Here is a 26138-nt window from a genome sequence, read left to right as displayed (position 1 = left end):
AGGTGAGAAGTTTGGCATATAAAATAGATCTCGCTGTTGCGGAGCACTCTATCACTCAGGGAAAGTATAAATCAGGACGGCCTACGAAGTTTTATATTTTAATCTTAAAGCATGCTGACGTACGCTATGAAGCTCTTGTCCTTGATGATAATGAGATCATCGCCCGTAAGCCTGTGGATGGTCATTTAAGAGAAGCAAAGATTCAAGGCATTAAAATGCTTTTACGCAGAAATTCATTTGTCCAAAGGGAAGACTTTACGATGGTGCATTATAAGTACGATCGAACCGGAAACCCATGGCAGAAAGACACCAGTCAAGAATTGGATGAGCTCTTTAATAAATGGACCCATTCTGCTGTCTCAATTCGAGCCATTCTTCACAAAATCATGACAAACTATCTCCCCCAAAAAAGAGAACCATTTGGTAATAATGATCTTGGCCAGTATGTTCGTCGACAAGTTCCTGCTGAATTAATGCAGCTTCCATACGTTTCAGAATCGATAAAAATACAAGCTTCTGTCGGTCAAGGAGTATGGGCGACTGTACCTTGGATTGCTCTAATGGATCGACGAATCACAGATTCCACTCAAACAGGGGTATATGCTGTTTATTTATTTGCAGAAGATATGCAATCGGTGTACCTAACCCTTAATCAAGGTGTCACAGAGCCACTAAAGATGGGAAAGAAAGAAGGCTATCGAATTCTACGCGAAAATGTCCGACGAATTCGAACCCTTGTTCAGCTGGAGGGCATGATTAAAGATGAGAAGCTTCATCTAGGATCCGGGAGGGGCGGCGACTACGAGGTCTCCACCGTTGCCTACTATCGCTACGAACTAAGTCGGATGCCTTCGGATGCCCAATTGAGCGCTGATCTTGCCAATGTGATGAACAATTATGAACAATATGTGGAGCGCACCATAAATCAACAGGGCGAGGAAGAAGTCAGTGTGACAATGGAAAATATGCTCACGAACGTAGTAGTAGAGGATTCGGGGGGGTTAGATTTACCCACCCGCGACCGTCTGCAAGCCATCAAATCATACATCCTATTCAAAGGCTTTTCCTACCCGGATCATTTAATCGAGAACTTATACCTATCCCTTAAGTCTAAGCCGTTTGTAATCCTGGCGGGAGTGTCCGGCACGGGAAAGACGAAGCTTGTCGAGCTCTTTGCCGAGGCAATCGGCACAACAAGGGAAAATCGCCGCTATCAGCTTATCTCGGTTCGTCCGGACTGGAGCGATCCGACGGACTTAATTGGATATAAGGATCTTTCACAACAATTTCGGCCCGGCCCACTAACCGAAGTGTTGGTTATGGCTAGTAAACCAGAGAACCGAAGCAATCCGTACTTCATCTGCCTCGATGAAATGAATCTAGCTCGGGTCGAGCACTATTTTAGTGATCTGCTCAGCTTACTCGAGACGCAAAAATGGAACGGGGACGACATTGTAACAAGTGAGCTAATTGCGAAAAGCTCACTCGTTCTAGATGAGGATAAGGAACGCTACGGTGGCCTGTCTATTCCAGACAATGTTTATCTTATCGGCACCGTCAACATGGATGAAACCACGCATCCCTTTTCAAAAAAAGTGCTCGATCGCGCAAATACGATTGAATTTAACTATATTCAGTTAGACCAGCTGCCAGAGCTTAGTGCATCAGGTGAGCAAGCCCCAGATCCGCTGCCAGCTCCAAATTCATTCTTACGAGCAAATTACCTTCAGCTCACCGATGTTTATCAAGCGGGATCGCCTTATTTACCGTTAATCCGAGACACAACGGATGCATTAGTTCGAATTAACGGCATTTTGGAATCAATTCACTCCCATGTCGGCTTCCGTATTCGCGACGCAATCGCTTTTTATGTGGTTTACAATGTACAAGGGCAGCTGTTAGCCAAGGAAACTGCCTTCGACTTGCAACTTCTACAAAAAATCTTGCCTCGAATTCAGGGAAGCCAGGAATCGGTCCGTCAAGCCCTAATCCATTTGCTGGAAATCACACTCGATAAACAACTACCTACAGGTGAGTTGTCTGAAGATGCCTCGTCGCTTTGGAAAGATACTGCAGTCACCGTATCTTCAGCACGTTACAAATTAAGCTCTCGCAAATTGATCTATATGCTACGGAGGTTAGAAGAGGATGGATTTACTTCCTTCTGGCTCTCCTAATCGCCCGGTCGAACTGCTACGTATTTGTGCGAATCGCTTTACCCTTTATTTGCAGGGAAAGGCGTTTCATCCCACAGTGGAAAAGTTGCACTTGCATCGCCGAGAAAATGAACTTTGGACACAAGCGAACTTACAAGTACAGTCGCTTATGCATGGACTTGTAATTGAGTCGGTTCAAGTTTTTGACCCGATTCGAAGAGGGATGATCGACTGGCAGCCGGGCGATGTTTGTGCTCCTATCTTTTACGAGACACAGGTGTATGAAATGATTGTTGAACTCGTGGATGGAGAGCCACTGACGTTTTACCATGAGAATAGCAGTTTGAGGGAATCAGTATTGCCTAAAGGCAGCCGCTTACTTTCTGGCGTGCTTAACTTTGGTAACGAGGTTGGATACACGGAGTTAGAGCTTAGACTACATGGCACATCGATCTTCCGGCTGCAGCTTGAAATCTTTCCAACCAAGATGGACTATAAGAGGGATTATCAAGCTATTCTGACGGAAGTGAATTCACAGATTTATAATCTCAGCTTTGATTTCTTGCGCAAGACATACCAGATGACAGGTCTTAAGGAAACGAATCAACAAAGTCTGACGGAGTTTTGGACCATTATTCAGCATTTATTCGATCAACTAAAGCGAACGGTGGAACGGATACAAGCATCACCTCACTACAGGCTTCGCTCCGACCATCGTCTTGTTGATGCTGCACGGGTGAAAAGAGCGGGGAGAGCGGCGAATATGGCTCTTTTGACAAAACGTTCTCACTTACTTTCAGAACAAAAAAAGGGCATTGTCTCGATCGGTGACAAACGGTATTCCCCTCACCAACTGCTTGAAACGAAACGGTATATTGATTACGACACAAATGAGAATCGATTTGTTCGCTGGGTCCTCCTCCGGTTATCCGGAAAGCTGAGAGCCTTGAAGGGTCTGCTTCAACGTAAAAACTCTAGGGATCCAATTCTCCAGGGGAAGATTAATCGAATGCAAACCGAACTCCGGCGGCTCAAACAGTTCGATTTTCTACAAGTCGGCGATCTACGCCAGATGAATGTGACACTTGTATTACAGCTTGCTCCTGGCTATCGCGAGGTCTATAAATACTATCTCATGCTCATGAAGGGGTTATCGATCCATGACGATTTATTCCGTTTGTCGATGAAGGATCTGGCTGTTTTGTACGAGTACTGGTGCTTTCTTAAAATCCATGAGATTCTCGCCAACAAGTATACGCTTATTCGGCAGGATGTCATCAAGTTTAATCGAGGCGGACTTTTCGTCACCTTGGATAAAACAAAAGCCGGACGAATGGTCTATCGCCATCCACACAATGGTGAAGAGTTCACATTGTACTACAATCAGCTTTCTTTAGGAGATCGGAGCCAAACGATTTCTCAGCGTCCCGATAATGTTCTAACGCTGAAAAAACGAGATTCGAATGTGGAATATAAGTATGTGTTTGATGCAAAGTATCGTCTAAATCCGGCCTATGAGGGAACTTCTTACGAACAATTTTATAAGCTCCCTGGCCCGCAAGAAGATGATATTAATACCATGCATCGCTACCGAGATGCCATTGTTACGGAATCCAGAGACGAGCATCGACAGTTTGAACGAACGATGTTTGGGGCTTACGTTCTTTTCCCGTATCCGAATGAGGAGGAATATGTGAATCACAGGTTTTATAAGAGCATTGAACTGGTCAACGTAGGCGCAATTCCCTTCCTACCGGGCTCTACGCAATTAATGGAGAAGTTTTTAGACGAACTCATTCTAGATAGCCCAGAAAAAGCCTTTGAGCGTTCAACTCGGCCTAGAGGGACAACTGAATATTTTCAGGACAAATTTAAAAAAGAAAACATGCTGATCGGGGCTCTTAGTCATCCGGATCAACTGGAGGATTTAAAACGAGTTGGCTTCTATCATGTTCCGCTAAAACAGTTTAAATCCCATGCCGCATTAGGACAGTTAGAATATGTGGGGGTTTATCAGTCGAAGCGATTATTTGGGGATGAGCGCTCCGGGATACATTGGTGGGGTAGAATTGTGGAGTGGCAGGTTCTGCCACGGCAGGAAATTCGGGAGATTCCTTCTCGACGTGGGGCAAGCAGCGAGCTCTATGTGAAACTGATTGTGGAAAAGTGGCAAAAGCGAAACCAAGCTATTCTTCCGGGTGGGCATGGAGTGAAGAGTACGCTAATGACATCACTCTATATTTTTGAACGGGCACATGAAGTAGCGGAGCTGCGTTTAGAATCAGAGGAACAGCTTCGTCTCTGGCGAGAGGAAAGAAGGAAGGGAGTCATTCATGTGGCTTGGGATCAGCATCATGTAGACCAAGCCAATCAGTTAATCCGACTAACCCATAAAGGCACTTAAAAGTATGGAGTGCGAGGATACAAGCACATGGGAAAATACCAAAAGCCAAAGCCGGATCATCTCCGATCCAGCCTTGGCTTTTTAAGTTACTTTCTTCCTGCTTCTCCTGCGCTTCGCAAGCCTCTTGAACCGAGGCTTCGAACTCCTCCTCGTTCTGCGAGGCCAGCTTGTCGCCGTATTGGTCGAGGCGGTCCGGGCTGCTGGACGGCTCGTCGTTTATCGGCTTGCTGTTGCGTCCTGAGATGGATCTCCCTCCTTTCACGGCTCCTAATTCCCCCGTTCCGAAGAAAATCGATTCCTCCTCTTGCAACCGCAGGAAGGGTTTCCGGCCTTTCCTGCGAATGAATTTATGAGGAATTACCGCATCCAGGCTTGCCGAGAGAAAGGATCGATCTCATGCTGTTTTTCTACCAAGCGTTCCGCAAGATCGTCAGGCTTGATGGCCGGACGCTCGCCGTGTTCGCGGCGATTTTTTTCCTCCTCAGCCCGTTCGTCATCCAGGCGCTGGAGCCGGAGAAGTTCACGAGCTGGTTCCGCTCGCTCTGGTGGGTGATCGTGACGGCAACGACGGTCGGCTACGGCGATTATTTCCCGGTGACCGCTCCGGGCATGGTGTTCGGGATCGTCGTCATTTTTATCGGATTGTTCCTGATCGGCTCTATCGTCGGCAAGACGACGGAGAATTTCGTGAGCTGGAAAAAGCAGAGGGAGGAAGGCAGATTGGCTTACCAAGGCAAGGATCACTACGTCGTCATCGGCTGGTCGGAGGAAAAGATCCGTGACATGATCGAGGAGCTGCTGCTCGCCGATCCGGCGCGCGAGGTCGTGCTCGTCGCCAAGCTGGAGAAGACGCCGATGGCGGAGCATCGCGTCCATTACATCCAAGGCGACGCCACGGAGTACGCGACGCTGGACCGGGCGAACGTCTGCGCGTGCAAGGCGGTCGTCATCTTTTCCCCGGAGGGCGTGCATAATTCGTCGTTGGCGGACGGCCATACGCTGCTGATCGCGACGACGCTGGAGAGCTACGCGGCCCGCCAAGGCAAGGAAATCTACACGATCGCGGAGATCCTCAAGGAAAGCCATCGCCACAGCTTCCGCCATGCGAAGGTGGATGAGCTGATCCTGTCGCAGCAGTCGATCTCCCATCTGATCGCCAGCTCCACGGTGAACCAGGGCTCGTCGCGCCTGTTCATGAACCTGATGAGCAAGGACAGCGGGGACGAGCTGTACGGCATCGCCAAGCGGCCGGAATGGCGCACCTACAACGACGCTTACGAATGGCTGAAGGCGCGCGGCGCGCTGCTCGTCGCCGATGGCGACGACACGGGAATCATCCGCCGGCTCGGCGACACGATTCCGGAGAAGGCGCGGCTGTTCATCATCGCCGATACGGCGACGTACGAGGCGCTGACCGGCGATGGAGCCGGAGCGCACGCGCCGACGAGGCGGCAGACGCCTTGACGGATGCTCCGCGATCGGCTTGAGGCAGGGACTTGACACGGGAAAAAACGAGCGATCGTCGCTCGAACGTCCGTTCGAACCTGGGGGATGTCCATCTCTTTCCATATCATGAAATCAATCGAAAGATTGGGCTCTAAAAGGAGGAGATCGAACATGGAACGGAACGAGGGCGAAGCGAGGCGGATCCGGCTGGATGCGCGGTATCTCATGGAGCAGCTGGGGCTGCGCGGGCCGGAGGTAGAGAAGCTGCTGGCCGAGCTGGAGCTCGGCAATAACGGGCGAGAGGAAGCTGCGGCCGATCTCGAAAATTCCCCTGACGATGCCGATAGAAACAAGGATGAAAGTCCTGGCGAGGGAGGAAAATAGTCCCTGTTTGTAGAATGTTTTCCCTCGCGAGCGGCCCTTTGGCCGAACATCCATGAATGGCGGGGGGAATGCGACATGGCCGAGAAATCGAAATCGAGCAAGCTGCTGAGAGCCCTGTACCTGATCCAGGGCAAGCCCGGCATCACGACGACGGAGCTGGCGGAGCGGCTGGAAGTGACCAAGACGAGCGTACGCCGATATGTCGACGAGCTGAGCATGGTGACGACGCTGTCCGAGGAGGATCGGGGGCGCGGGATCGGGTACTATTTCCAAGGCAAGTTCGCCATGTATCCGCTCGACTTGACGGATGACGAGTTCATCGCGCTGTCGCTCGTGCCTTCGCTGGTCGATCCGGACAAGATGACGCCGGACTTTACGACGGCGCATGAGAAGATCCTGGCTGCGCATCGCATGGAAAAGCTGCAGCAGAAGCAGCAGGACCGCCTCATCGGCGACATCGCCGGCATCATCCAGATGGGCACGCCGGTCTACCGGCCCGAGAGCAAGAACCTGCTGCAGCCGATCATCGAGGCGATCCTCGAACAGAGGACGATCGCGACGGAGTACCACTCGCAGCACAGCAACGAGACGAAGCAGCGGGACATCGATCCTTACTGCATCGTGCCGCGCGATCTAAGGTTTTATCTAATTGGATACTGCCACCGGGCCGATGCGATCCGCACGTTCCGCATCAGCCGCTTTCTGGAGGTGGAGCCGACGGACCGCAGCTTCGACAAGGGCGAGTTCAACATCCGACAGCATCTGAAGCATACGTGGTCGATCGACCAGGGGGACAAAGAAGTCAAGTTCCGCGTCCGCTTCGCGCCTGATGTCGCGCGCTACGTGCAGGAGGAGGAGCTGTTTGTCCAGTCGTGGAGGAAGATGCAGGAGGACGGCAGCCTGCTGTTCGAGGCCACGGTGAACAATGAAAAGGAGTTCATCCGCTGGGTGCTGCAGTACGGCCCGTCCGCGGAGATCATCAAGCCGGAGTCCGCGCGGCAGTCCATGAGGGAGCAGATCGAGGCCTGGAGCCGGATGTACGGCTGAGCGGCATTTCGTCTTTCGTGGAGCGACCAGGGACAGACCCGTCCGCATCGGCGGAGCTGGGTCTTTTTATTTTTGGCTGGGGTTCTGCAGGCGAACGGATATTCGGAACGTCCCGTTGGCGCGCCGTTCCCCGATAATGGAGGAAAGCACGCGGTTAGCGGCAGCGGGGGGAATCGGCTTGGAAAAGGAAGAAAAGATGCATGTGACGCTGACGGGCATGGGCCATTGCTACGGGGCGTCGTTGCTGAAGCCCGGACTTGCGGTGGCGCTCGTCAAGGAGCCGGACCATCCGCTGGACGCGGAAGCGATCCGGGTGGAGCTGCCGCCGCTCGGCAAGATCGGCTACGTCGCCAACAGCACCCATACGGTGGCGCGGGGCTGCCTGAGCGCCGGCCGGCTGTACGACCGGATCGGGCGCAGCTGCCTCGGTACGGTGCGCTTCGTCTGGAAGGACGCGGCGATCGTGGAGCTGCGGCCGGATCTGGACGGGATGCCGGGCGCTTGGGCGGCGAGCGAGGCGTGGGGCGAGATCAAGTTCAAGCTCAAGCATGACCAGGCGGACGCGGAGTTCCTGGAGAGCGGAGGCCGGTAGGCCGAGCGGAATCAGGCAGGTTCAGGCGAGGAGAAGAAGGAGGCGGTGGCATGAGTGGCGGATGGAGCCGGGAGCTGGTCGAGCTGTCCCGGAGAGAGCCGTTTCGGCGGAAAATCGTGCTGGGGGACCGATACCAGCAAGCAGAGCAGTGGCTGGCGCGAGCGGCGGACGAAGCCGGACCGCTGCTCGGGATGGAGCCGGGCACGCTGCGCAGCGCGGCCTCGCGGCTGGCGCAGCCGGAGCTGGCGGCCCGCGGCCTCAGGCTGCTCGGGCCGGGCGAGACGTTGTGGCTCGTGCAGGCGCAGATGCAGCGGCTGGCGGAGGAGCCGGATGCTTATGTCGGGGCGGAGCTGCTGACGTCGGGCATCGTGGAGGCTTTTCACGATGCGGTGCAGGAGCTGCGTCTGGCGGGCGTCTCGTCCGCCTCGCTGCGCGCGGAGGCGTTCGTCGACGAGCGCAAGGGCCGTTATGTGCGGGAGCTGGTCGCCGGCTACGAGCAGGCGCTGCAAGCCTGCTGCTGCCGCGACTTCGCCGGGCTGCTGGAGCTGCTGCCGGAGCGGGAGGCGCAAATGGCAGAGGACGGCTCGGAGGAGCTGTACGTCGTGCCGGAGCTCGGCGGCTATGCGCCCGTCGAACGGAGGATGCTGGAGCGGATCGCCGGCTCCAGCACGCATGTGCTTGGCGCCGGCGAGGCCTTTCCCGCCTGCCTGGAGGGCAGGGCGGCGGGCCGCGGCGGCGCCGCGATGTTCCGCGCCGCCGGCAAGCTGGCGGAGGCGCGCGAGGCGCTGCGCCGGCTGCTCGGCGCGGAGCTGCCGCTGGATCGGGCGGAGATCGTGATCCCGCCGGACAGCGGCTATGAAGGCGCGGTGCAAGCGCTCTGCGCCGCGCTCGGGCTGCCGGCCACCTATGCGGCCGGCCGGCATGTGTCGCAAGCCCGCGCAGGACGGGCGGCGCTGGCTCTGCTCGACTGGGCCGGCGGCGGGTACGGCGCAGAGAGCCTGGCGCAGGCGCTCCGCCACGGCAGCATCTCGCTGCGGGCCTGGTCGGAGGAGCTCGGCTCCGGCGAGCTGGCGCGCGCGCTGGAGGAGCTCGGCTGGGGCCGCGAGCGTTACGAGCGGCTCGCGGCCGAAGGAGCCGCTGGGAACGAAGGCAGAGCGGAGACCGAAGGCAGGACGAAGGCCGGAGCTGCGGAGGGGGCCGAAGATGCGGCACAGGCGACTGATGAAGCTGCCGCGCGAGCTGCGGCAACGGAGCCGGCAGCTCCTGCGCTCCCGCTAGGTCCCGCTGACTTTGCGGCCCCGGCGCTCCCGAACGGCCCGCAAGGCGCCGCCTCTGCGGCACAAGAGCTCCTGAGCGGCCCGCTCGGCGCGCCCGCTTCCGAGGCGCGGACGCAGGCACGCGGCGTGCTGGCCGCGGTGTTCCGCGACCTGCTCGCCTGGCTGCCTGAGCCGCCTGGCGGCTGCTGGACGCCGCTGACGGTGCTGCGCGGCTTGAACGCTTTTCTCGCGGCTGCCGCTGTCGTCGCCTCGGAGGAGGACGCCGCTGTGCTGGCGGAGCTGCGGGCGCGGGAGCAGGAGCTTGAGCGCGTCCCGCTGCCGGAGCAGCCCGCCGGGCAGGCGCTGCGGCTCGTGCGCGGCCTCGTGCTCGGCATCCGCGTCGGCGCCTCCGGCCCGCAGGCCGGCAAGCTGCATGTGTCGACGCTGCCGGCAGGCGGCGAAAGCGGCCGTCCGGCGGTGTTCCTGCTCGGCATGAGCGATGCGGCCTGGTCGTCCTCGGTCCGCCAGGATCCGGTGCTGCTCGATGCCGAGCGCGCGGCGATCGGTGGCCTGCCGCTGTCGGCAGAGCGGGCCGCGCGCGCCGCGAGCGAGCGGGCGCTGCGGCTCGGACGGCTCGGCGCCGATACGTCGCTGACGCTCAGCTGGTCGTGCAGCGAGCCTGGCGGGCAGGCCGAGCTCGAACCTGCCTACGAGCTGCTGCAGGCGGCGCGGCTGCTGAGCGGCCAGCCGGAGCTGGACCGCAGCGGACTCGACCGCTGGCTTGGCGTCCCGGCCGGCTACGAGGCGGCCGCTGGCGGCCCGGCGATCGATGCGGCGGACCGCTGGCTGCAGCGGCTGGCCGCAGCCGAGCCCGGCACGGCGCCGAGCGCTCTCTGGCCTGCATCGGCCGATGCGCTGCCGCCCGCCTCTGCATCAGCATCAGCAGCAGCCGCGCCCGCCGCGCCTCCCGGCTATGCGCCGCCAGCCCGGCTGCGCAGCGGCCTCGATGCGTTGGCGCGAGCCTATCCGTCCGTCGCCTCGCGTCTCGAGGCGGGACGGCTGGCGGCGGCGGAGCGGCTGTCCGAGTACGAGGGCATGCTGCGGACCGGACGCTTCCCGCTCCGCTACGGGACGGGCGCGGAAGGCCATTTGAGCGTGACGCAGCTGGAGCGGTACGCCGATTGTCCGAAGCGGTTCTTTTACTCGACGGTCCTGAAGGTCCGCGCCAAGGACGCGCCGGAGCTCGACCGCACGCGCTGGCTCGACGCCGGTCAGAAAGGCGACCTGCTGCATCGGCTCTACCAGCTGTATCTCGCGGAGCTGGCCGACCGGTCCGGCCGCGGTCCGGTCACGCATGACGAGGCGCTGCTCGGACGGCTGACGGAGCAGGTGCTGCGGGAGTTCGAGGCCGCGGTGCCTGCTCCGAGTCCGGCGATCCGGGCCAAGGAGAGCGAGGCGGTCCGCCGCGACGCGGCAGTGTTCTATCGGAGCGAGCAGGGACGCGCTGGACGGCCGGCCTTTTTCGAGCTGGAGCTGCAGCAGGACGGCGGGCCGATGCCGGTCGTGCTGGCCAGCGGCCTGACGATGCGCGTGAAGGGCTTCATCGACCGCATCGACGAGCTCGCGCCCCATCGGTACAAGATCTACGACTACAAGACCGGCAATCCCCGCAAATACGACGAGAACGGCTATTTCGCCGGCGGCCGCCAGCTGCAGCATGCGCTCTACGCCGTGGCGGCGGAGCAGTACTTGCGCCGATCGGGCATCGACCCGGAGGCGGTCGTCGTTGAATCGGCGTACTATTTCCCGACGGAGCGGGGGCTCGGCCAGGAGATCTGCCGGCTGCAGAACCGGCGCGGAGAACTGGCGGAGCTGACGGGGCTGCTGCTGGCGTCGATCGAGGCGGGAGCGTTCCCGGCGCTGCCGGCCGACGAGCGGGCATGCGGCTGGTGCGACTATCGGGATGTGTGCGGACGCGAAGCCGAGGCGACGCGCGAGAAATGGAAGCTGCCGGACAACGAGGCGCTCGTCCGGCAGTTGAGGGAGGCGGAGAACTATGCTTGACGACCAGTCGGCCCGCGAGCGGATCCGCACGGATCTGGAGACGACGCTGCTCGTTGAGGCAGGGGCGGGCTCAGGCAAGACGACGTCGCTCGTCGGCCGCATGCTGAGCCTGATCGAGACCGGTGCGGCGCGGGCGGAGCAGATCGCGGCAATTACGTTCACGCGCAAGGCCGCGGACGAGCTGCGCGCCCGCTTCCGGCTGGCGCTGGAGCGGCGCATCCGCGAGACGGACGGCGAGCTGCGGCAGCGGCTGCGCCAGGCGCTGCAGGATGCCGACCGCTGCACGATGGCCACGATCCACTCCTTTTGCGGAAGGCTGCTGCGGGAGCGTCCGATCGAGGCGGGACTCGATCCGCAGTTCCGGGAGCTGGAGGAGGAAGAGGCGGAGACGCTCCTCCATGCCGCGTGGGACGACTACCTGGAGCGGCATCCGGGGCTGCCGGAAGCGCTGGAGCCGCTCGGCCTCCACGTGGAGGATCTGCGGCAGGTGTATGCGCGGGTGAATGGATATCGGGATGTCGAGATCGCGCTGGAGGACGTCCCGCGACCCGACTTCGACCGCATCCGCCTGTCGCTGCCGCCGCTGCTGGACGAGGCCGCGGCCTATCTGCCTTCGGCGCAGCCGGAGAGGGGCTGGGACTCGCTGCAGGAGGCGGTGCGCGACGGCCGCCGCCTGCTCCGGCTGCACGGCATGGAGGAGGAGCTGCGGATGCTCGATCTGGCGAAGCGGTTCGACCGCAAGCTCGAGGCGACGCAGAACCGCTGGACGGACAAAAAGAAAGCGAAGGAGCTCGGCGACCGCTTCAAGGAGTGGCAGCGGGACGTGCTGCAGCCATTCCTGCGCGGCTGGCGCGAGCATCTGTATCCGCAGGCGATCGCCTTCGTGCTGCCTGCTGTGGAGCATGCGGCGCGGCTGCGCGCCGAGCGGGGCGAGCTGGATTTCCAGGACCTGCTGCTTCGGGCGGCGGGGCTGCTGCGCGAGCATCCGGAGGTCCGGAGCTTTTTTGCGAAACGGTATGCGCGGCTGCTGATCGACGAGTTCCAGGATACCGATCCGATCCAGGCGGAGCTGATGTTCCTGCTCGCCGGCGCCGATCCCGCCCAGTCCGACTGGCGGCTCGCGGTGCCGCGGCCGGGCTCGCTGTTCGTCGTGGGCGATCCGAAGCAGTCGATCTACCGCTTCCGCCGGGCGGACATCTCGATCTACAACGCCGTCAAGCAGCGCATCGCAGCCTGCGGAGACGTGCTGCAGCTCGGCTCGAACTTCCGCTCGGCGCGGTCGCTGGGGGCGTTCGTCAACTATGAGTTCAACTCGCGCTTCCCGCGGACGGAGACGGAGCGGCAGGCATCGTTCGTGCCGATGGAGACGACGGCGCCGGATCCGGCCGACCGGCGCGCGGCGCATGGCGTCGCGATGGCGACGATCCCGAAGCTGCCCGGCGGCAAGGAAGCGGCGGCCCGCGCGGACTCGGATCGGATCGCCCGCTACGTGGCCTGGGCGTGCCGGGACGGCAACCTGCTGCTGCAGGAGCGGGAGGCGGACGGGGCGTGGCGCTTGCGGCCGGCGGAGCCGGGCGACTTTCTCGTGCTGCTCAAGAAACGGGAGTTCATCCAGCTGTACGCGGAAATGCTGGAGCGGTACGGCGTGCCGTCCGTCACCTCGGGCAGCTCGGCGCGCTACGGCGAGCTGGCGGCGCTGGCGCTGCTTGCCCGGGCGCTGAACGATCCGGAAGACCGGATCGCGCTGCTGGCGGCGCTCAAGGGACCGCTGCTCAGCGTCAGCGACAGCGCTTTGTACCACTACCGGATGGACGGCCATGCGCTGCGCTTGCGCGGCTTGCCGGAGCTGCAGGCGGTATCCGCGGAGGCGCGGCCGGTCCGGCTCGCGCTCGGCATGGCCGCCGGCTGGGCGGACATCGTGCGCGCTTCGCCGTCCGCGCTCGGCGCGTTGATGGCCATCGCGGAGCAGCTCGGGCTGCTGCCGCTCGCGGCATCGCTGCCGTCCGGCACGATGCGGGCGGGCACGCTGGTCGCGGTGCTGCATGCCCTGCAGGAAGACCCGCTCGCCTGCGGCAGCTGGCCGGCGCTGACGCGGCGGCTGGAGGCGCTCGCCTCCGAGGCCGGCGCCGAGTGCGGCGAGCTCTATGCCGGCCGCCGCAGCGCCGTGCGCGTCATGAACCTGCATAAGGCCAAGGGGCTGGAGGCGCCAGTCGTGCTGCTCGCCTGCCCGGCGGGCGAATTCGACCACGACGCGTCGGAGCATGTGGAGCGCCGCGGAGCGGACGGCAGGGGGAGGGCCTACTTCGCGGTCACGCGCCGCGCTCCCGGCAGCTACAAGGACGAGATCGTCGCCCAGCCGCCCGGCTGGGAGGAGCTGGCCGCCCGGGAGCGGGAGTTCCTGCTGGCGGAAAAGGAGCGCCTCCTCTACGTCGCCGCGACGCGCGCAAAGCAGCTGCTCGTCGTCAGCTGGACGGAGGACCGGCCGGCCGTCAATCCGTGGAGTCCGTTCGAGAGCAGCCTGCGGGATGCGCGCGAGCTGGACGTTCCCGAGCTGCCGCCGGCGGAGCGGGAGCGCTATGACGGCGTCCATGACGCGGCGGCGGAGGCGCGCGAGGCGGCCGAGCGGCTCGCCGGGCTCGCCGCGCCGACGTATCGCGCCGCCTCTGTAACCGAGCTGGCCAAGTCGGGGCAGCTCCAGCCTCCGCGGCCGGCCGAGGGGCGCGGCATGGCGTTCGGCAGCACGGTGCACCGCTGCCTCGAGCTGCTCGGCGCCGGCCGCCCGCTGGCGGAACTGGAGCCGAGCATCCGGCTCGCCGCCGCCGAGGAGGGCATGCCCGAGCGGCTGCTGCCGGATGTGCGCGCGATGCTGGCCGAGGTGCTGGCGCATCCGCTCTGGCAGCGGGCTGCCGCGGCCCGGCGGCGCGTGCACGAGCTGCAGCTGCGCGCGGTACGGCGCGGCGATGCCGCGGCAGGCGCAGCCCGTGCGTCCGGCGCGCCAGGAGCATCCGCAGCGCCAGGAACGTCCGGCGCCTCTGCGCCGGGTCCTGGCGCTGACGGCGGGGCCGCCGCTTCGCTTGCCGCGGCTTCTTCCCTGCCGGACCTCCACCTCAAGGGCATTGTCGACTTCCTGTTCGAAGAAGACGACGGCTGGGTCGTCGTCGATTTCAAGACCGACGTGCATGAGCCGGAGCAGGAGGGGCTTTTCGCCGCTTTCTATCGCCCTCAGCTAGAGGCTTATCGGGAATTGCTGGAGCAGGAGTTCGGGCTGCTGGTCAAGGAGATCGGCCTCTATTTCCTGCACACGGGCCGGTACGCGGCGCTCTAGCCCCCGCCTTCTGCCCGACTTCCGGCTCCGCCCGCGGGCCGATGCCCGGCTGCGGACAGCGTGATAAGCTGAGTCCATATCCGTCTATTTGAAGGGAGAATGGTCTTATGAACAGCGATACGGGCAGGGAGATTCGGCTGGCGGGCATCGGCACGGTGGAGGGCGGCAGGGCGGAGCGCACGATCATCGACGGCATGGGCAAGGTGACGGGCGACCTCGACAGCGGAGCGGTCATCGTGAACGGCCAGGCGACGTTCAAGGGCTCGGTGCAGGCGGAGCACGCGGAGATCAACGGTCTGGCGGGCATTCACGGCGGATTGAGGACGAAGAAATGCCGCGTGGAGGGCAAGCTGACGGTGGAGGAATCGCTGGAAGCGGACGAGGCGGCGGTCAACGGCAGCCTCACGGTGCACGGACCGTGCCGAATCGGCCGCCTGCTGTCGCACGGCAAGCTTCAGCTCGACGCGCTGAACGGCGACGAGATCCGGCTGGAGCTTCAGGGCGGCAGCAGCATCCGCGAGCTGTCGGCCCGCTTCATCCAGACCAAGGCCTCAAGCAGCGACCAGCACGGCTGGCAGAAGCTGCTGCCGCTGCCCGCCATCCAGAACCGGCTGCTGGCGCAGACGATCGAGGGCGAGGAGATCGTCTTGGAGCATGTGACGGCGAGCCTCGTGCGCGGGGTCAGGGTGCGGATCGGTCCGGGCTGCGAGATCGGCCGGGTCGAATATACGGAGCAATTCGAGCGGCATGCGGATGCGCGCGTCGACAGCGAAGTCCGTCTGACCTGATCGAGAGGGCGAGTGCCGCATGGCGGCGAAAACTCATGACGAGCCGCTCCGCCCGTCTCTGACAGGGACAGGCGCGACTGGCGGCGGCAGCTATGAGAAGGCTCCCGTGCTCGGCGACGCCGTCGTGCACGGGCCGCTTTTTTAGTTTCCGAACGGCCGCAGCCCCCGCCGGCCGATGGAGCCCAGGAGTAGAAGTCGCCGCAGCTGGGAGAGCGAGCTCCTCAAGCCGTTTCCGTCACACCCTCCCTCTCGCCGCGCCCATTCCGCACGGGCGGCGCGGAGCCGAGCATATACTGGCAGCAACCTGTTTTTACGACTGGAGGTGCGGGCCCGATGGTCCACCAGCTCGCGAATACGATCCGCCCCTGCGGAGACGAAGGGCGATGAAGCTGCTGCTCGTCTTCTCGACGCCGAGCGGGGGCATGGAGACGCTCAACCGCATCCGCTCCCGGGCGCTCGCCGCAAGCGGCGTCGACTGCCACGTCCTGTATACGAACGAAGGCAGCGGCCTGCAGAACGCCCCCGGCGCGACCGTGCTCGTCTACCGCGATTCGACAGACATCCTGGAGCTGATCCGCCGGGAGGGCTACGACATGATCGTCGTCTGCTCGCATGTCGTCCTGCTGGAGCAGATCCGGCTCAGCGGCTACGCCGGCCGCCTCGTGTTCGAGGTCCAAGGGCTCGGCACGCCGCAGCAGGCCGAGGAATTCCTGCGCGACTACGGCAGCGTGCTGCGCTTTTGCGCGGACGGCCTTTTGTACCCCGTGACGGGCCATCTGCAGGCGATGTTCGGCGGCGCTTATCCGGAGCTGCCGCAGTTCTGCTTCGACGATCCGCTCGACACGGACAGCTTCGGCTACTCGCGTTTCCCGGTCGTGCCGTACCCGATCCTCGGCTGGATCGGACGGATCGAGCCCAACAAAAACTGGCGCGAGTTCGCGGCGATCGCGGAAGCGCTCGTGCCGGCTTTCCCGCAGCTGGCGCTGTGGATGTTCGAGGATGCGAGCCTGTACGATCCGGCCGAGCGCCAGGCGTTCGAGCAGTGGCGCCGCATCTCCCCCGTCGCCGGGCGGCTGACGCTGCGCTCCAACGTGCCTCATTCGCAGATGGCCGATTATCTCAGCCTGATCGGCGATTCGGGCGGGCTGCTCGTCTCCTGCTCGATCCGCGAAGGCTTCGGCTACGCGGTCGCGGAGGCGCTGCTCTGCCGCTGCCCGGTGCTGGCGACCGACTCCGGCGGGGTGACGCGCTTCATCTCGCCGGGTCAGACGGGGGAGCTGTACCCGCTCGGCGACATCGGCGCGGCTGCGGCCGGCGCCTACCGCCTCATGCAGGACGTCGCCTATCGGGAGAGCATCCGCGTCCAGGGCGAGCGCCATATCCGCGAGCGCTTCTCGGCTGCGGCCTATGTCGCTCATTTCCACGCGATGCTCCAGGCGATGCAGGCGGTCCAGCCCAAGCGGCCTTGAGGCGCGGGTCGGCGGCGCTCCGGCCTTGCGCCGAAGGGGCTCGCCCGGTAGAATGGGTCGTAGTTTTTTCCGGCGGCTCGCCGCCAGGCATCGACCCCGAGGTGAACGAAGATGAAACTTCCGGCTTCCTTCGAATCGCGCATGAAGGACCTGCTGCAAGACGAATACGAGGCGTTCCGCCGCAGCTGCGAGCAGCCGCGGGCGCAGGCGCTGCGCGTCAATACGCTCAAGCTTTCGGCCGAGGACTTCCTCGCCGTCCAGCCGTTCCGGCTGGAGCCGGTGCCGTGGGCTCCGGCAGGCTTCTATTATGATGGCGAAGAGGACCGTCCCGGCCGGCATCCGTGGCATGAGGCGGGCCTCTATTACATTCAGGAGCCGAGCGCGATGGCCGTCGCCGAGCTGGCCGCTCCGCAGCCGGGCGAGCGCGTGCTCGATCTATGCGCCGCGCCCGGCGGCAAGACGACGCATCTGGCCCAGCTGATGCGGGGCGAGGGGCTGCTCGTCGCCAACGAGCCGCATCCGGCGCGGGCGAAGATCCTGTCGCAGAACGTGGAGCGCATGGGCGTCCCGCATGCGGTCGTGACGAGCGAGCTGCCGGATCGGCTGTCGCCTCGATTCCCGGCCTTTTTCGACCGGATCGTCGTGGACGCTCCATGCTCCGGCGAGGGCATGTTCCGCAAGGACCCGGACGCCTGCGCGCAGTGGAGCCCGGACCATGTGCGGCTATGCGCGGCGCGGCAGGAAGACATCCTGCGCCATGCGGCGCTCATGCTGCGTCCCGGCGGCACGCTCGTCTACTCCACCTGCACGTTCGCTCCGGAGGAAAATGAAGGCGCCATAAGCCGCTTCCTGCGGGAGCATCCGGAGTTCTCCGTCGCGGCCGCGCAGCGGCAGGACGGCTTCGGGAGCGGCCGGCCCGACTGGACCGCCGACCCCGCGCCGGGACTGGAGCATACGGTGCGGATCTGGCCGCATCGGACGCGCGGCGAGGGCCACTACGCCGCGGTGCTGCGCAAGGCGGAGGAGGCGCCTGCGGGCGGCGCCAAGCTGAAGCTGGAGACGGGCCTGCGGCGGGACAAGCTGCCGGAGCCTTTTCAGCGCTTCGCCGAAGAGTCGCTCGCGGAGCAGCCGCAAGGGAGGATGCTCCTGTTCGGCGACCAGCTGTACGCGCTGCCGGAGGGCATGCCTGAGCTCGCGGGGCTGAAGGTGCTGCGGCCGGGCTTGCATCTCGGCACGCTCAAGAAGAACCGCTTCGAGCCGTCCCACGCGCTTGCGCTGGCGCTCCGGCCGAGCCAGGCGCGGCATGCCGCCGACCTGCAGCTCGGCTCGGCGGAGCTGGCGGCCTACCTGCGAGGCGAAGCGATCGCGGGCGGCGGAGCGAAGGGCTGGCAGCTCGTGCTCGCTTCCGGCTATCCGATTGGCTGGGGCAAGCTGGCGGACGGGCAGCTCAAGAATCATTTCCCGAAAGGGCTGCGCTGGACGGGAGTCCCGGCGAAATAGCCCGGAATGCCTCAGTCGAAACGGGAACAAATGTTCGAAATGCGACTAGGCAATTTCCCTTCCGCAAGGTATACTGGACGAAGTCAAGCATTCGGGAGGGCAGAGCGATGGAGCAGATGCTGGAGCGGATCATGTCGACGCTGGAGGGAATGAACGGCCGCTTCGATCGGATCGACGAACGGTTGGACAAGATGGATCAGCGCTTGGATAAGATGGACGAGCGTTTGGAGGCGGTCGAGCAGCGTCTGGACGGCGTGGACCAGCGTCTGGGAGCGGTCGAGCAGCGTCTGGACGATGTGGACCAGCGTCTGGGAGCGGTCGAGCAGCGTCTGGACGGCATGGACCAGCGTCTGGGAGCGGTCGAGCAGCGTCTGGACGACGTGGACCAGCGGCTGGGTCGCCTTGAAGAAGACGTCGATTCGCTTCAGACCCAGGTCGCGACGCTGAACGGACAGGTCTTTTCGCTCCACGAAAAGGTGGATGCCTACCATCTGGAGAATATTGCCGCAGACGAGAAGCTGCTGAGCGAGATCATTCCCCTCCGTGGAAATGTAGAATTCCAGGATCACAAGATCATGCAGGTGGAGAAGGAGATATTCTTCCTCAAGAAACAGCATGCTTGAGCCGGGTTCCTGAAGAGGACAGCTCGGCACTGCGCATCATCATCGCTCCAGGATGTGCCCCGACAGCGGGACGTAGCAGAGGCCGCCTCCGCTTCGTCCCGCTTCGCTTTCCGGCTCAATGAAGCTGAAGCCCCGCCGCCACGTTGACCGTGAACGAGCCGCTGGCCGCCGGCCGCCAGCCGTCAGCTCCGGCCGCGACCATCAGGATGAGGCCGCCCGGCAGCGCCGCTGCGGCGAATCCCGTCCATGATTTCATCGTCATAGGTGCAGCTCCCTTCTCGATCTGACGCTCCATTCTAGCCGGCCTCCGGCAGGACGGCGATTGACGGATGTTAACAGGAGCGGCGCGGAATGGCGATGTAAGAAGGAAAAGAAATCCGTTCAGGAGGTTCTCATGGATGTTCAAACAGGCTGGCGGCCTCCGCTCGCCAAAATAACGAAGCCGCAAGGCGGACTCGCCGGACTGACGGCCCGCCCCCGGCTGATCCGGATGCTGGAGCAAGGCGCCTCCTGCCGGCTCGTGACCGTCTGCGCCCCCGCCGGCTACGGCAAGACGACGCTGCTCCGCCAGTGGGCGGAGCAGGCCGGCCGCCCTGTCGCCTGGCTGTCGCTCGACGAGGCGGATGACGACGCTCCGCGCTTCTGGCGTCTGGTCGCGTTCGCTCTTTCGCAGGCGCTGCCGCCGAATTCGCTGCGACGCAGCCTTCCGCTCAGCTCGGCGCTGCCATCCTTGTCCGTTTCGGCTTTTCTGGACGCCCTCATCGGCGAGCTGGCGGAGGCCGGGGGCCGGATCGTCCTGGTGCTGGACGACATCCATCTCATCCGGGATGCGGGCATCCTGGAGCCGCTCGGCTACTGGCTCCGCTACTTGCCGCCAGGCGCCGCCGTCGTAGCGGCAGGCCGCTCGGCGCCGCGCGTCGGCGGCTCCAGATGGGCGGCCGAAGGCAAGCGGCTCGACCTGTCGGCGGCGGAAATCGCTTTCACCGAGGACGAGGCGGGCGCGTACCTGGACGCGGCGTTTCCCGGCACGTTCACTCCGGCCCAGCAGCTCCGCCTGCATCAGGCGACGGAAGGATGGGCGGCCGGCCTCCAGCTGTCGGGACTGTCCGGCGCGGCATCGCTCGGCCTCGAAGCGGGCGGGGAGGAGCTGGCGGCGTTCCTTATGGAGGAAGCCTACGGCCGCTTGCCGGATGAGCTGAAGCAGTTCCTGCTCCGTTCGGCGCTGCCGGAGCGGATCGACTCGGAGCTGGCTGCGGCCGCGGCAGGATGCGGCCGGGAGGAGGCGGAGGCGCTGCTCGGCCGCGTGCGGCGCGACAGCCTGTTCCTGCTGCCGGCCGGAGCGGATGGATGGCATCGCTACCATGCGCTGTTCCGCGGCTTCCTGCTGAGGCGGCCGGAGCTGTCCGACGTCAGCCGCCGGGACGCGCTGCAGCGCTGCGCCCTGGAGCTCGATCGGCGGGGGCTGGCTGCGGAGGCGATCGGCTGCGCGCTGAGCGCCGGCGACGGCAAGTGGAGCTCGGACAAGCTCGATGCCTTTGCCGCGCAGGCGCTGCGGCAGGGGGAGGGGCGCAGCCTGCTCGGCCTGCTGGAGCGGCTGGCGGAGCTGCGCGAGCTGACCGCCGAGCAGCAGCTGCTGCAGGCCTATCTGCTGGCTGTCGGCGGGAGCTTCGAGGCTGCCGGGGCGGCGATGGCGGGAGCGCGGCGCATCGCCGAGCGCCTTGAGCCGGGCCAAGAGCGGAGCCGGCTGAGCAGCGGGCTGCTGTTCGTCGAGTCCAACCGCATCTTCTTCGGCGGACGCTTCGAGCTGTGGCAGCAGCTGGCGGACCGCGCGGGCAGGGAGCTGCTGCCGGCGGAGGGGATGTATTTCAACGTCGACTTCAACCGCTCGGAGCCTCAGGTAAGGCGCGCGGACATCGGAATGAAGGGCGTGCTGAGTCCCGATACGGAGGCGATCGGCCGCCAGTTCGCCGGGATGCTGGATGAAGGCGGCTGGGGCGGCAGCCTGGTGAGCCTGTACGTGAGGCTTGCGCTGGCTGAAGGCTACTTCGAGTGGAATCGGCTGGAGGAGTGCCGGACGCTGCTCGCAGGCGTGCAGCAGGACCGGTCCGCGCGCCTGACAGCCGGCCTGGCGGTGCCCGCGGCCATCCTGCAGGCCCAGCTCGATGCCGCCGACGGCAAGCTCGACGCCGCCTTGAATGAGCTGCTTGCCGCCGAGCGGCTGGAGGCGGCGCTGGAGCCCCAGTGGCAGGCGGGCCTCATCGCGGCGAGAGCCCGGCTGCTGCTGCAGGCCGGGCAGCCTGCGGCGGCCGGGAAGGCGCTCGCCTCGCTCGGCCTTCCCGGCAAGGAGCCGCCGGCTTACCATCGCGAGTTCGAGCTTATGACGCTGGTCCGCCTGCTGCTGAGCCAGCGCAGGCTGGAGCGGGCGCTGCGCCTGCTGGACGCCTTGGAGCGGCTGCAGCGGCGCGAGGGGCTTGTATCGGGACTGGCGGAGACCGCTGCGCTGCGGGCGCTCGCGGAGCAGGGCAGAGGCCGCCAGACGGAGGCGCTGCGGGCAATCGGACAGGCGCTGGCCATCGGGGAGGCGAACGGCTACGTCAGGCTGTTCGTCGCCGAAGGCGCGCCGATGCGCAAGCTGCTTGCCGCGTTCCGGGCCCGCGCTGACGGGCCGCCCAGCGGCAGCGAGCCGCGGAGCGCTTATGTCGAGCGGCTGCTGGGCGCGTTCGATTACGCCCCGCCGCGCGTGCTGGAGGCTGCTGCGCCGCTGGCGGAGCCGCTGACGGAGCAGGAGCTGATCCTGCTCCGCCATCTGGCGGACGGCGCCGCCAACCGCGAGATCGCGGACAGCCTCGGCTTGACGCCCGGCACCGTCCGCGTCTACCTGTCGCGGCTGTACGCCAAGCTCGGCGTCGCCTCGCGGCTGCAGGCCGTGCACGCGGCGCAGGAGCTGCGGCTGCTGCGCGGAAGCTAGAGGTCGTCCGCGCGCCGGGGCATTTCGGCGGCCGACGGCGAGAGCCGACGAGGGCGCTACGGCGGCCGTCCATCCGGAAATTGCACTCTAGCGGCAAGACAGCGCCAGGAAGCGCCGCCGGCGCAGACGCCTCTCGGGCAGCTCGATTGCAGCCGCCCTGATTGGAAAAGGCTGTTCCCCGTCCGTCGGACGGAAGGAACAGCCTTTTTCAATTCACAGATCGTCTAAGGCTGCGCCAGCCCTAGCCCCAGCTCCGCGAGCGGGATGTCGGCGATCGAGCCGACGATCCAGTCGGCCTCGGACAGATCCTGCTGGCCGGAGTTCGGGTTGCGCAGTCCGATCGCGCGCATGCCCGCCGCCTTGGCGGCGCGGACTCCGTTGCGCGAATCCTCCAGCACGACGCAGGCGTCCGGCGACACGCCCAGCTGACGAGCCGCTTCCCGGTACACATCCGGCGCGGGCTTGCCCATCGGCACTTCCTCGCCGCTGACGATGCAGCCGAATTTGTCCAGCAGGCCGAACTGGCCGAGCACCGCCTCGATGAAGACGCGCGGCGAGGACGAGGCGACGCCGATCCGCACGCCAGCGGCGAGCAAGGCGTCGATCAGCTCCGCGATGCCGTCCATCGCGGTCAGGCCGCTGGCGGCCAGCGCCTCCAGCTTGCGGTTCATCTGGAGCTCGATGATTTCGGCGATGGAAGGCTCGAAGCCGAACTGAGCCCGCAGCCGCTTCCACATTTCCGGATTGGTCATGCCGACGTAAGGCTCCAGCCCGTGCTGGTCGATTTCCACGCCGAGCGCGCGGACCGTTTCGATGTCGACGGCGAAGTGCAGCGGCTCACTGTCGATGATGACGCCGTCCATGTCGAACAAAAAGGCTTGCTGAGTCATATCTACATTCCCCCCGAGTTAGTCGCGATGCTTGAATGGGTGGTGTCGTTCGCTCTCCGAAGCGTCCGGCGCAGCGAATGCGCGCCAGTCGATGCCGGCGGCCAGGCTGAGCAGCAGCGTCCAGAGCAGATAAGCGGCGGCCGCCAGCAGCAGCAACATGCCGAACACCGGGCCGGGCATTTCCCCCCGGTCGGCGAACGGCACGGAGAGCAGCAGGCTTGCCGCGGCGAGATGGAGCAGCAGGCGCAGCGCGGCCCTGCTCGCGCCGGCTATGCGGACGCGCCGGCTTTTCGAATCGAATCGGTGCTTGCCGCTAATGCGGATCCCTCCTTTGTTGGGGGAGAAGAGGCGCCGGCCGCTGTGATCGGCGTCCTCTTCTTTCCTCGTACACTGCGCCTGCGGACGCGAGCCTCCTCCAGCCGGGCCGCCGCTAGCTCAAGTCCGGCTCACGACCGGGATCCACAGCTCGTTGCGGTTCTCCTCCGGCGGGAGATACGCCTCCACCGCAGGCAGACCCGCCAGCTCGTAGCCGGCGGAGGGCACCCATTCGCGGTAAAAGCGGCTCCAGACTTCCTGCAGCGCCTCCGGCGGTCCGGCCGCCTCGAACACCGCCCACAGCGAGGCGGGAAACTCCAGCTCGCGCCAGCCCTCCGGCAAGGCCTCGCGAGAGACGCAGCCGAGGATGTAGTCGAAGCGCTCCCCCTCGCCCCAGCTGCCGCCGGCGCAGATGCCGAGGATGCCCGGCGGCCGCCCGCCCGGCTCTCCCAGCTCGAGGAAGCGCGCGAACGCTCCTTCCGCGGCGGCTTTCTGCCATAGCTGCGGCACCTCCGAAAAGGCCTCGCTCATCTGCACGCTCGTGCCCATCCCGATCGCGCGGAACGCGGGCAGCTTCTCCATCCGATAATTCATGTCAGATCCTCCCTGAGCTTCGAATCGAAAGGCGAGGCGAGGGAAGGCCAGCAGACGCGCTCCGGGCCGCCGCGCCTCGGAAGGCGAGAGGCCGTGCTGCTGGCGGAACGCTCGGGCGAATGCTTCCGGCGACTCGTAGCCGTAGCGCAGCGCGATGTCGATCACCTTGCCTCCTTCCGCCTGAAGGTCGGCCGCCGCGAGCGTCAGCCTGCGCCTGCGCACGTAATCCGCGAGCGTCATGCCCGCGAGATAGGAGAACATCCGCTGAAAATGATAGGCTGGGCAGCCCGCCCGGCGCGCCGCCTCGGCATAGGAAACCTCTCCGCGGAGGCCGCTCTCGAGGCACTCGACCGCTTCATTCATCTTGCTGGACCAATCCATGCTCCACGACCTTTCGTTCTTCAAGCCTACCAGGCTTCTACGCCGCTGTGCCTAGCATCAGACGCGCGTCTGCGGCTAGCCCGCATCGCCAGCCAAGGCAGCCGTTCCTTCTATTCTGCTCTCCCCCCGGGCCTATCCGCAACTATTTCGCTTGACGCGGAGTATACATTCGATTAATATCTAATTAGATTAATATCTAATCTAAATGAGGAATCGTCATGCAGCTGGAAAAAGTCGTCGCCTATCATAAGGCGCTTGCCGATCCGACCCGCATCCGCATGCTGATCCTGCTGGCGGACGGAGAGCGCAACGGCCTGGAGCTGGCCGAGCGGCTGTCGCTCGCGCCGGCGACGATCACCCATCATGCCGCCAAGCTCCGGGAAGCCGGGCTCGTCGGGGAGCGGCGGGAGAAGAATGCGATTTATTTTTCGCTGAACGAATACTTCCTGCGCGATGGAGCGGACGCGGCGATGGAGCTGATCCTCCGGTCGCGTGCAGGCGCGAGGAGAGAGGAGAGGGGCATGGACGAACAAAGAGAATTCGAAGAGCAGGCGCGCCGCGAAGAGCTGGAGAAGTACCGAAGCGGCGTGCTGCGCAGCTTTTTCGATCGGGAAGGCAGGCTGAAGAACATCCCGGCCCAGCTGAAGAAAAAGCTCGTCGTCCTGGAGCATCTGGCGCAGAAGCTGGAGCCGGGACGCAAGTATCCGGAGAAGGACATCAACGCGTTCATCCGCGAGTTCCATCCGGACTTCGCCACGCTGAGGCGCGAGTTCATCATGCAGCAGTACCTGTTCCGCGAGAAGGAGATCTACGAGCTCAACCCGGCCGAGATGTGGCCGCGCTGGGCGGAGCTTTCCTAGCCTGCTCGGCAGGCGGCTTGCAGCCGCAGCCCTTCCGCTTTTGCAGCCCGCCGCGCGCGGGCTGTTTCCCGTTGGCCGCTCCTTACGCACCGCCTGGCAGCGTCATTTTCTGAAAGCCGGCCGGGAACGGCTTCAGCCGTTTTCGCCCCTAGCCGCGCAGGCGCCGATCGGATATGCTGTCGGTATCGGAAAGGGGAAGAGAGAAATGGACATCTACGCGCATCCGCCGCTGACGAAGCAGGCGATCGCGCTCGGCCTGAAGGAGCTGGGCGTCAAGGAGGGCATGACGCTGCTCGTGCACTCGTCGATGAAGTCGTTCGGACGGTGGATTCCCGGCGGCAGCCAGGCTGTCGTCGAGGCGCTGGAGGAGGCGGCCGGGGCGTCCGGCACGATCGTCATGCCGACCCAGACGGCGGATCTGTCCGAGCCGTCGGCCTGGAGCCGGCCGCCGGTGCCGGAATCGTGGTGGCCGGTCATCCGCGCGGAGATGCCGCCGTTCCGCCCGGATCTGACGCCGACGCGGGCGATGGGAGCGGTCGTCGAGGCGTTCCGGCGCCGCGATGGCGCGCGGCGCAGCGCGCATCCGCAGGTGAGCTTCGCCGCCCGCGGACCGCTCGCCGAGGCGATCGCCTTGGAGCATCCGCTCGTTCCTCCGCTTGGCGAGCCTTCGCCGCTTGGCCGCCTTTATGAGCATGGAGCTCATGTGCTGCTGCTCGGCGTCGGCCATGTCAACAGCACGTCGCTTCATCTGGCGGAGCATCGGGCCGATTGGCCGGGCAAAAGGATGAATCGCCAAGGCGCGCCGATGCTCGTCCAGGGCGAGCGCCGCTGGGTCGAGTACGAGGAGCTCGCCTATGACGACAGCGACTTCGAGGCGATCGGCGAGGCGTTCGAGGCGTCGCATCCGCAGGCGCGCCGCCTGACGATCGGAGACTGCCTCGCCCGGCTCATGCCGATGCGGGAGCTCGTCGACTTCGCGGCGGAGCGGATGGCGCTTCGCGGCGCCGGCAGCTCCGGGGCGGAGCCGGGCTCCGCGTCGGAGTGAAGGCCTTCCTTGGCGGAGCCTGACCGGGGAT

The 26138-nt window shown here is 64.1% G+C and carries 20 protein-coding genes; 16 read left to right on the top strand and 4 right to left on the bottom strand.

The features are described 5' to 3' along the window. The first annotated feature begins 11 nt into the window (after positions 1-11). The 13 genes from NYE40_RS20130 to NYE40_RS20070 all read left to right on the top strand — a co-directional run bounded on the left by NYE40_RS20130 (position 12) and on the right by NYE40_RS20070 (position 19054). Positions 12-2177: a DUF3578 domain-containing protein gene (locus NYE40_RS20130; protein WP_339278853.1), complete on the top strand. Its 2166-nt coding sequence runs from the start codon at positions 12-14 to the stop codon at positions 2175-2177. Continuing rightward, complete coding sequence (locus tag NYE40_RS20125) at positions 2149-4560, top strand: restriction endonuclease-like protein (RefSeq protein WP_339278852.1); 2412 nt, start codon at positions 2149-2151, stop codon at positions 4558-4560. The genes NYE40_RS20130 and NYE40_RS20125 overlap by 29 nt, the downstream gene beginning before the upstream one ends. Positions 4561-4956: 396 nt before the next feature. Beyond that, positions 4957-6024, top strand: a complete 1068-nt coding sequence (locus NYE40_RS20120) for a potassium channel family protein (RefSeq protein WP_339278851.1) — start codon at positions 4957-4959, stop codon at positions 6022-6024. A gap of 153 nt (positions 6025-6177) precedes the next feature. After that, on the top strand, positions 6178-6390 hold the full coding sequence (locus tag NYE40_RS20115; protein ID WP_339278850.1) for a hypothetical protein: 213 nt from the start codon (positions 6178-6180) through the stop codon (positions 6388-6390). Positions 6391-6465: 75 nt separating this feature from the next. After that, complete coding sequence (locus NYE40_RS20110) at positions 6466-7437, top strand: transcriptional regulator (RefSeq protein ID WP_339278849.1); 972 nt, start codon at positions 6466-6468, stop codon at positions 7435-7437. 178 nt (positions 7438-7615) lie between these two features. Next, on the top strand, positions 7616-8029 hold the full coding sequence (locus NYE40_RS20105; protein WP_339278848.1) for an HIRAN domain-containing protein: 414 nt from the start codon (positions 7616-7618) through the stop codon (positions 8027-8029). 50 nt (positions 8030-8079) lie between these two features. Then, positions 8080-11349, top strand: coding sequence for a PD-(D/E)XK nuclease family protein (locus tag NYE40_RS20100; RefSeq protein ID WP_339278847.1), 3270 nt, complete (start codon positions 8080-8082; stop codon positions 11347-11349). Then, positions 11342-14674, top strand: a complete 3333-nt coding sequence (locus tag NYE40_RS20095) for a UvrD-helicase domain-containing protein (RefSeq protein WP_339278846.1) — start codon at positions 11342-11344, stop codon at positions 14672-14674. The genes NYE40_RS20100 and NYE40_RS20095 overlap by 8 nt, the downstream gene beginning before the upstream one ends. 107 nt (positions 14675-14781) lie before the next feature. Further along, complete coding sequence (locus tag NYE40_RS20090) at positions 14782-15462, top strand: polymer-forming cytoskeletal protein (RefSeq protein WP_339278845.1); 681 nt, start codon at positions 14782-14784, stop codon at positions 15460-15462. 19 nt (positions 15463-15481) lie between these two features. Further along, complete coding sequence (locus NYE40_RS20085; protein WP_339278844.1) at positions 15482-15607, top strand: hypothetical protein; 126 nt, start codon at positions 15482-15484, stop codon at positions 15605-15607. 238 nt (positions 15608-15845) lie between these two features. Beyond that, the gene (locus NYE40_RS20080; RefSeq protein ID WP_339278843.1) at positions 15846-16931 is read left to right on the top strand and encodes a glycosyltransferase family 4 protein; all 1086 of its coding nucleotides are present in this window, start codon (positions 15846-15848) and stop codon (positions 16929-16931) included. Positions 16932-17042: 111 nt separating this feature from the next. After that, positions 17043-18431, top strand: a complete 1389-nt coding sequence (locus NYE40_RS20075) for an RsmF rRNA methyltransferase first C-terminal domain-containing protein (protein WP_339278842.1) — start codon at positions 17043-17045, stop codon at positions 18429-18431. A gap of 107 nt (positions 18432-18538) precedes the next feature. Beyond that, entirely contained in the window at positions 18539-19054 is a 516-nt protein-coding gene (locus NYE40_RS20070; protein ID WP_339278841.1) for a hypothetical protein, read from the top strand. 115 nt (positions 19055-19169) lie between these two features. Here the strand turns inward: NYE40_RS20070 and NYE40_RS20065 are convergent, their stop codons facing one another. Beyond that, on the bottom strand, positions 19170-19316 hold the full coding sequence (locus NYE40_RS20065; RefSeq protein ID WP_339278840.1) for a hypothetical protein: 147 nt from the start codon (positions 19314-19316) through the stop codon (positions 19170-19172). A 132-nt stretch (positions 19317-19448) separates the two neighbouring features. Here NYE40_RS20065 and NYE40_RS20060 point away from each other — a divergent pair, with 132 nt between their 5' ends. Beyond that, positions 19449-22022, top strand: a complete 2574-nt coding sequence (locus NYE40_RS20060) for a LuxR C-terminal-related transcriptional regulator (RefSeq protein WP_339278839.1) — start codon at positions 19449-19451, stop codon at positions 22020-22022. Between the two features lie 224 nt (positions 22023-22246). Here NYE40_RS20060 and NYE40_RS20055 read toward each other — a convergent pair whose 3' ends face one another. From NYE40_RS20055 to NYE40_RS20045, 3 genes are all read right to left on the bottom strand, one after another. Next, positions 22247-22912, bottom strand: coding sequence for an HAD family phosphatase (locus NYE40_RS20055; protein ID WP_339278838.1), 666 nt, complete (start codon positions 22910-22912; stop codon positions 22247-22249). Positions 22913-22930: 18 nt separating this feature from the next. Next, the gene (locus tag NYE40_RS20050) at positions 22931-23080 is read right to left on the bottom strand and encodes a hypothetical protein (RefSeq protein WP_153784237.1); all 150 of its coding nucleotides are present in this window, start codon (positions 23078-23080) and stop codon (positions 22931-22933) included. A 267-nt stretch (positions 23081-23347) separates the two neighbouring features. After that, on the bottom strand, positions 23348-24226 hold the full coding sequence (locus tag NYE40_RS20045; protein ID WP_228551690.1) for an AraC family transcriptional regulator: 879 nt from the start codon (positions 24224-24226) through the stop codon (positions 23348-23350). A 194-nt stretch (positions 24227-24420) separates the two neighbouring features. Between NYE40_RS20045 and NYE40_RS20040 the strand changes: the two genes are divergently transcribed. Together NYE40_RS20040 and NYE40_RS20035 are read left to right on the top strand one after the other, a co-directional pair. Then, positions 24421-25062, top strand: coding sequence for a metalloregulator ArsR/SmtB family transcription factor (locus NYE40_RS20040; protein ID WP_101808156.1), 642 nt, complete (start codon positions 24421-24423; stop codon positions 25060-25062). Between the two features lie 205 nt (positions 25063-25267). Next, positions 25268-26107: an AAC(3) family N-acetyltransferase gene (locus NYE40_RS20035; protein WP_339278837.1), complete on the top strand. Its 840-nt coding sequence runs from the start codon at positions 25268-25270 to the stop codon at positions 26105-26107. Positions 26108-26138 lie beyond the last annotated feature (31 nt).

The sequence above is a fragment of the Paenibacillus sp. FSL W8-1187 genome, assembly GCF_037965485.1.
GTDB classification, from domain to species: Bacteria; Bacillota; Bacilli; order Paenibacillales; family Paenibacillaceae; genus Paenibacillus_O; species Paenibacillus_O pasadenensis.
Note: the sequence above shows the minus strand (reverse complement) of the source record. Positions and strands in the feature narration are given on the sequence as shown.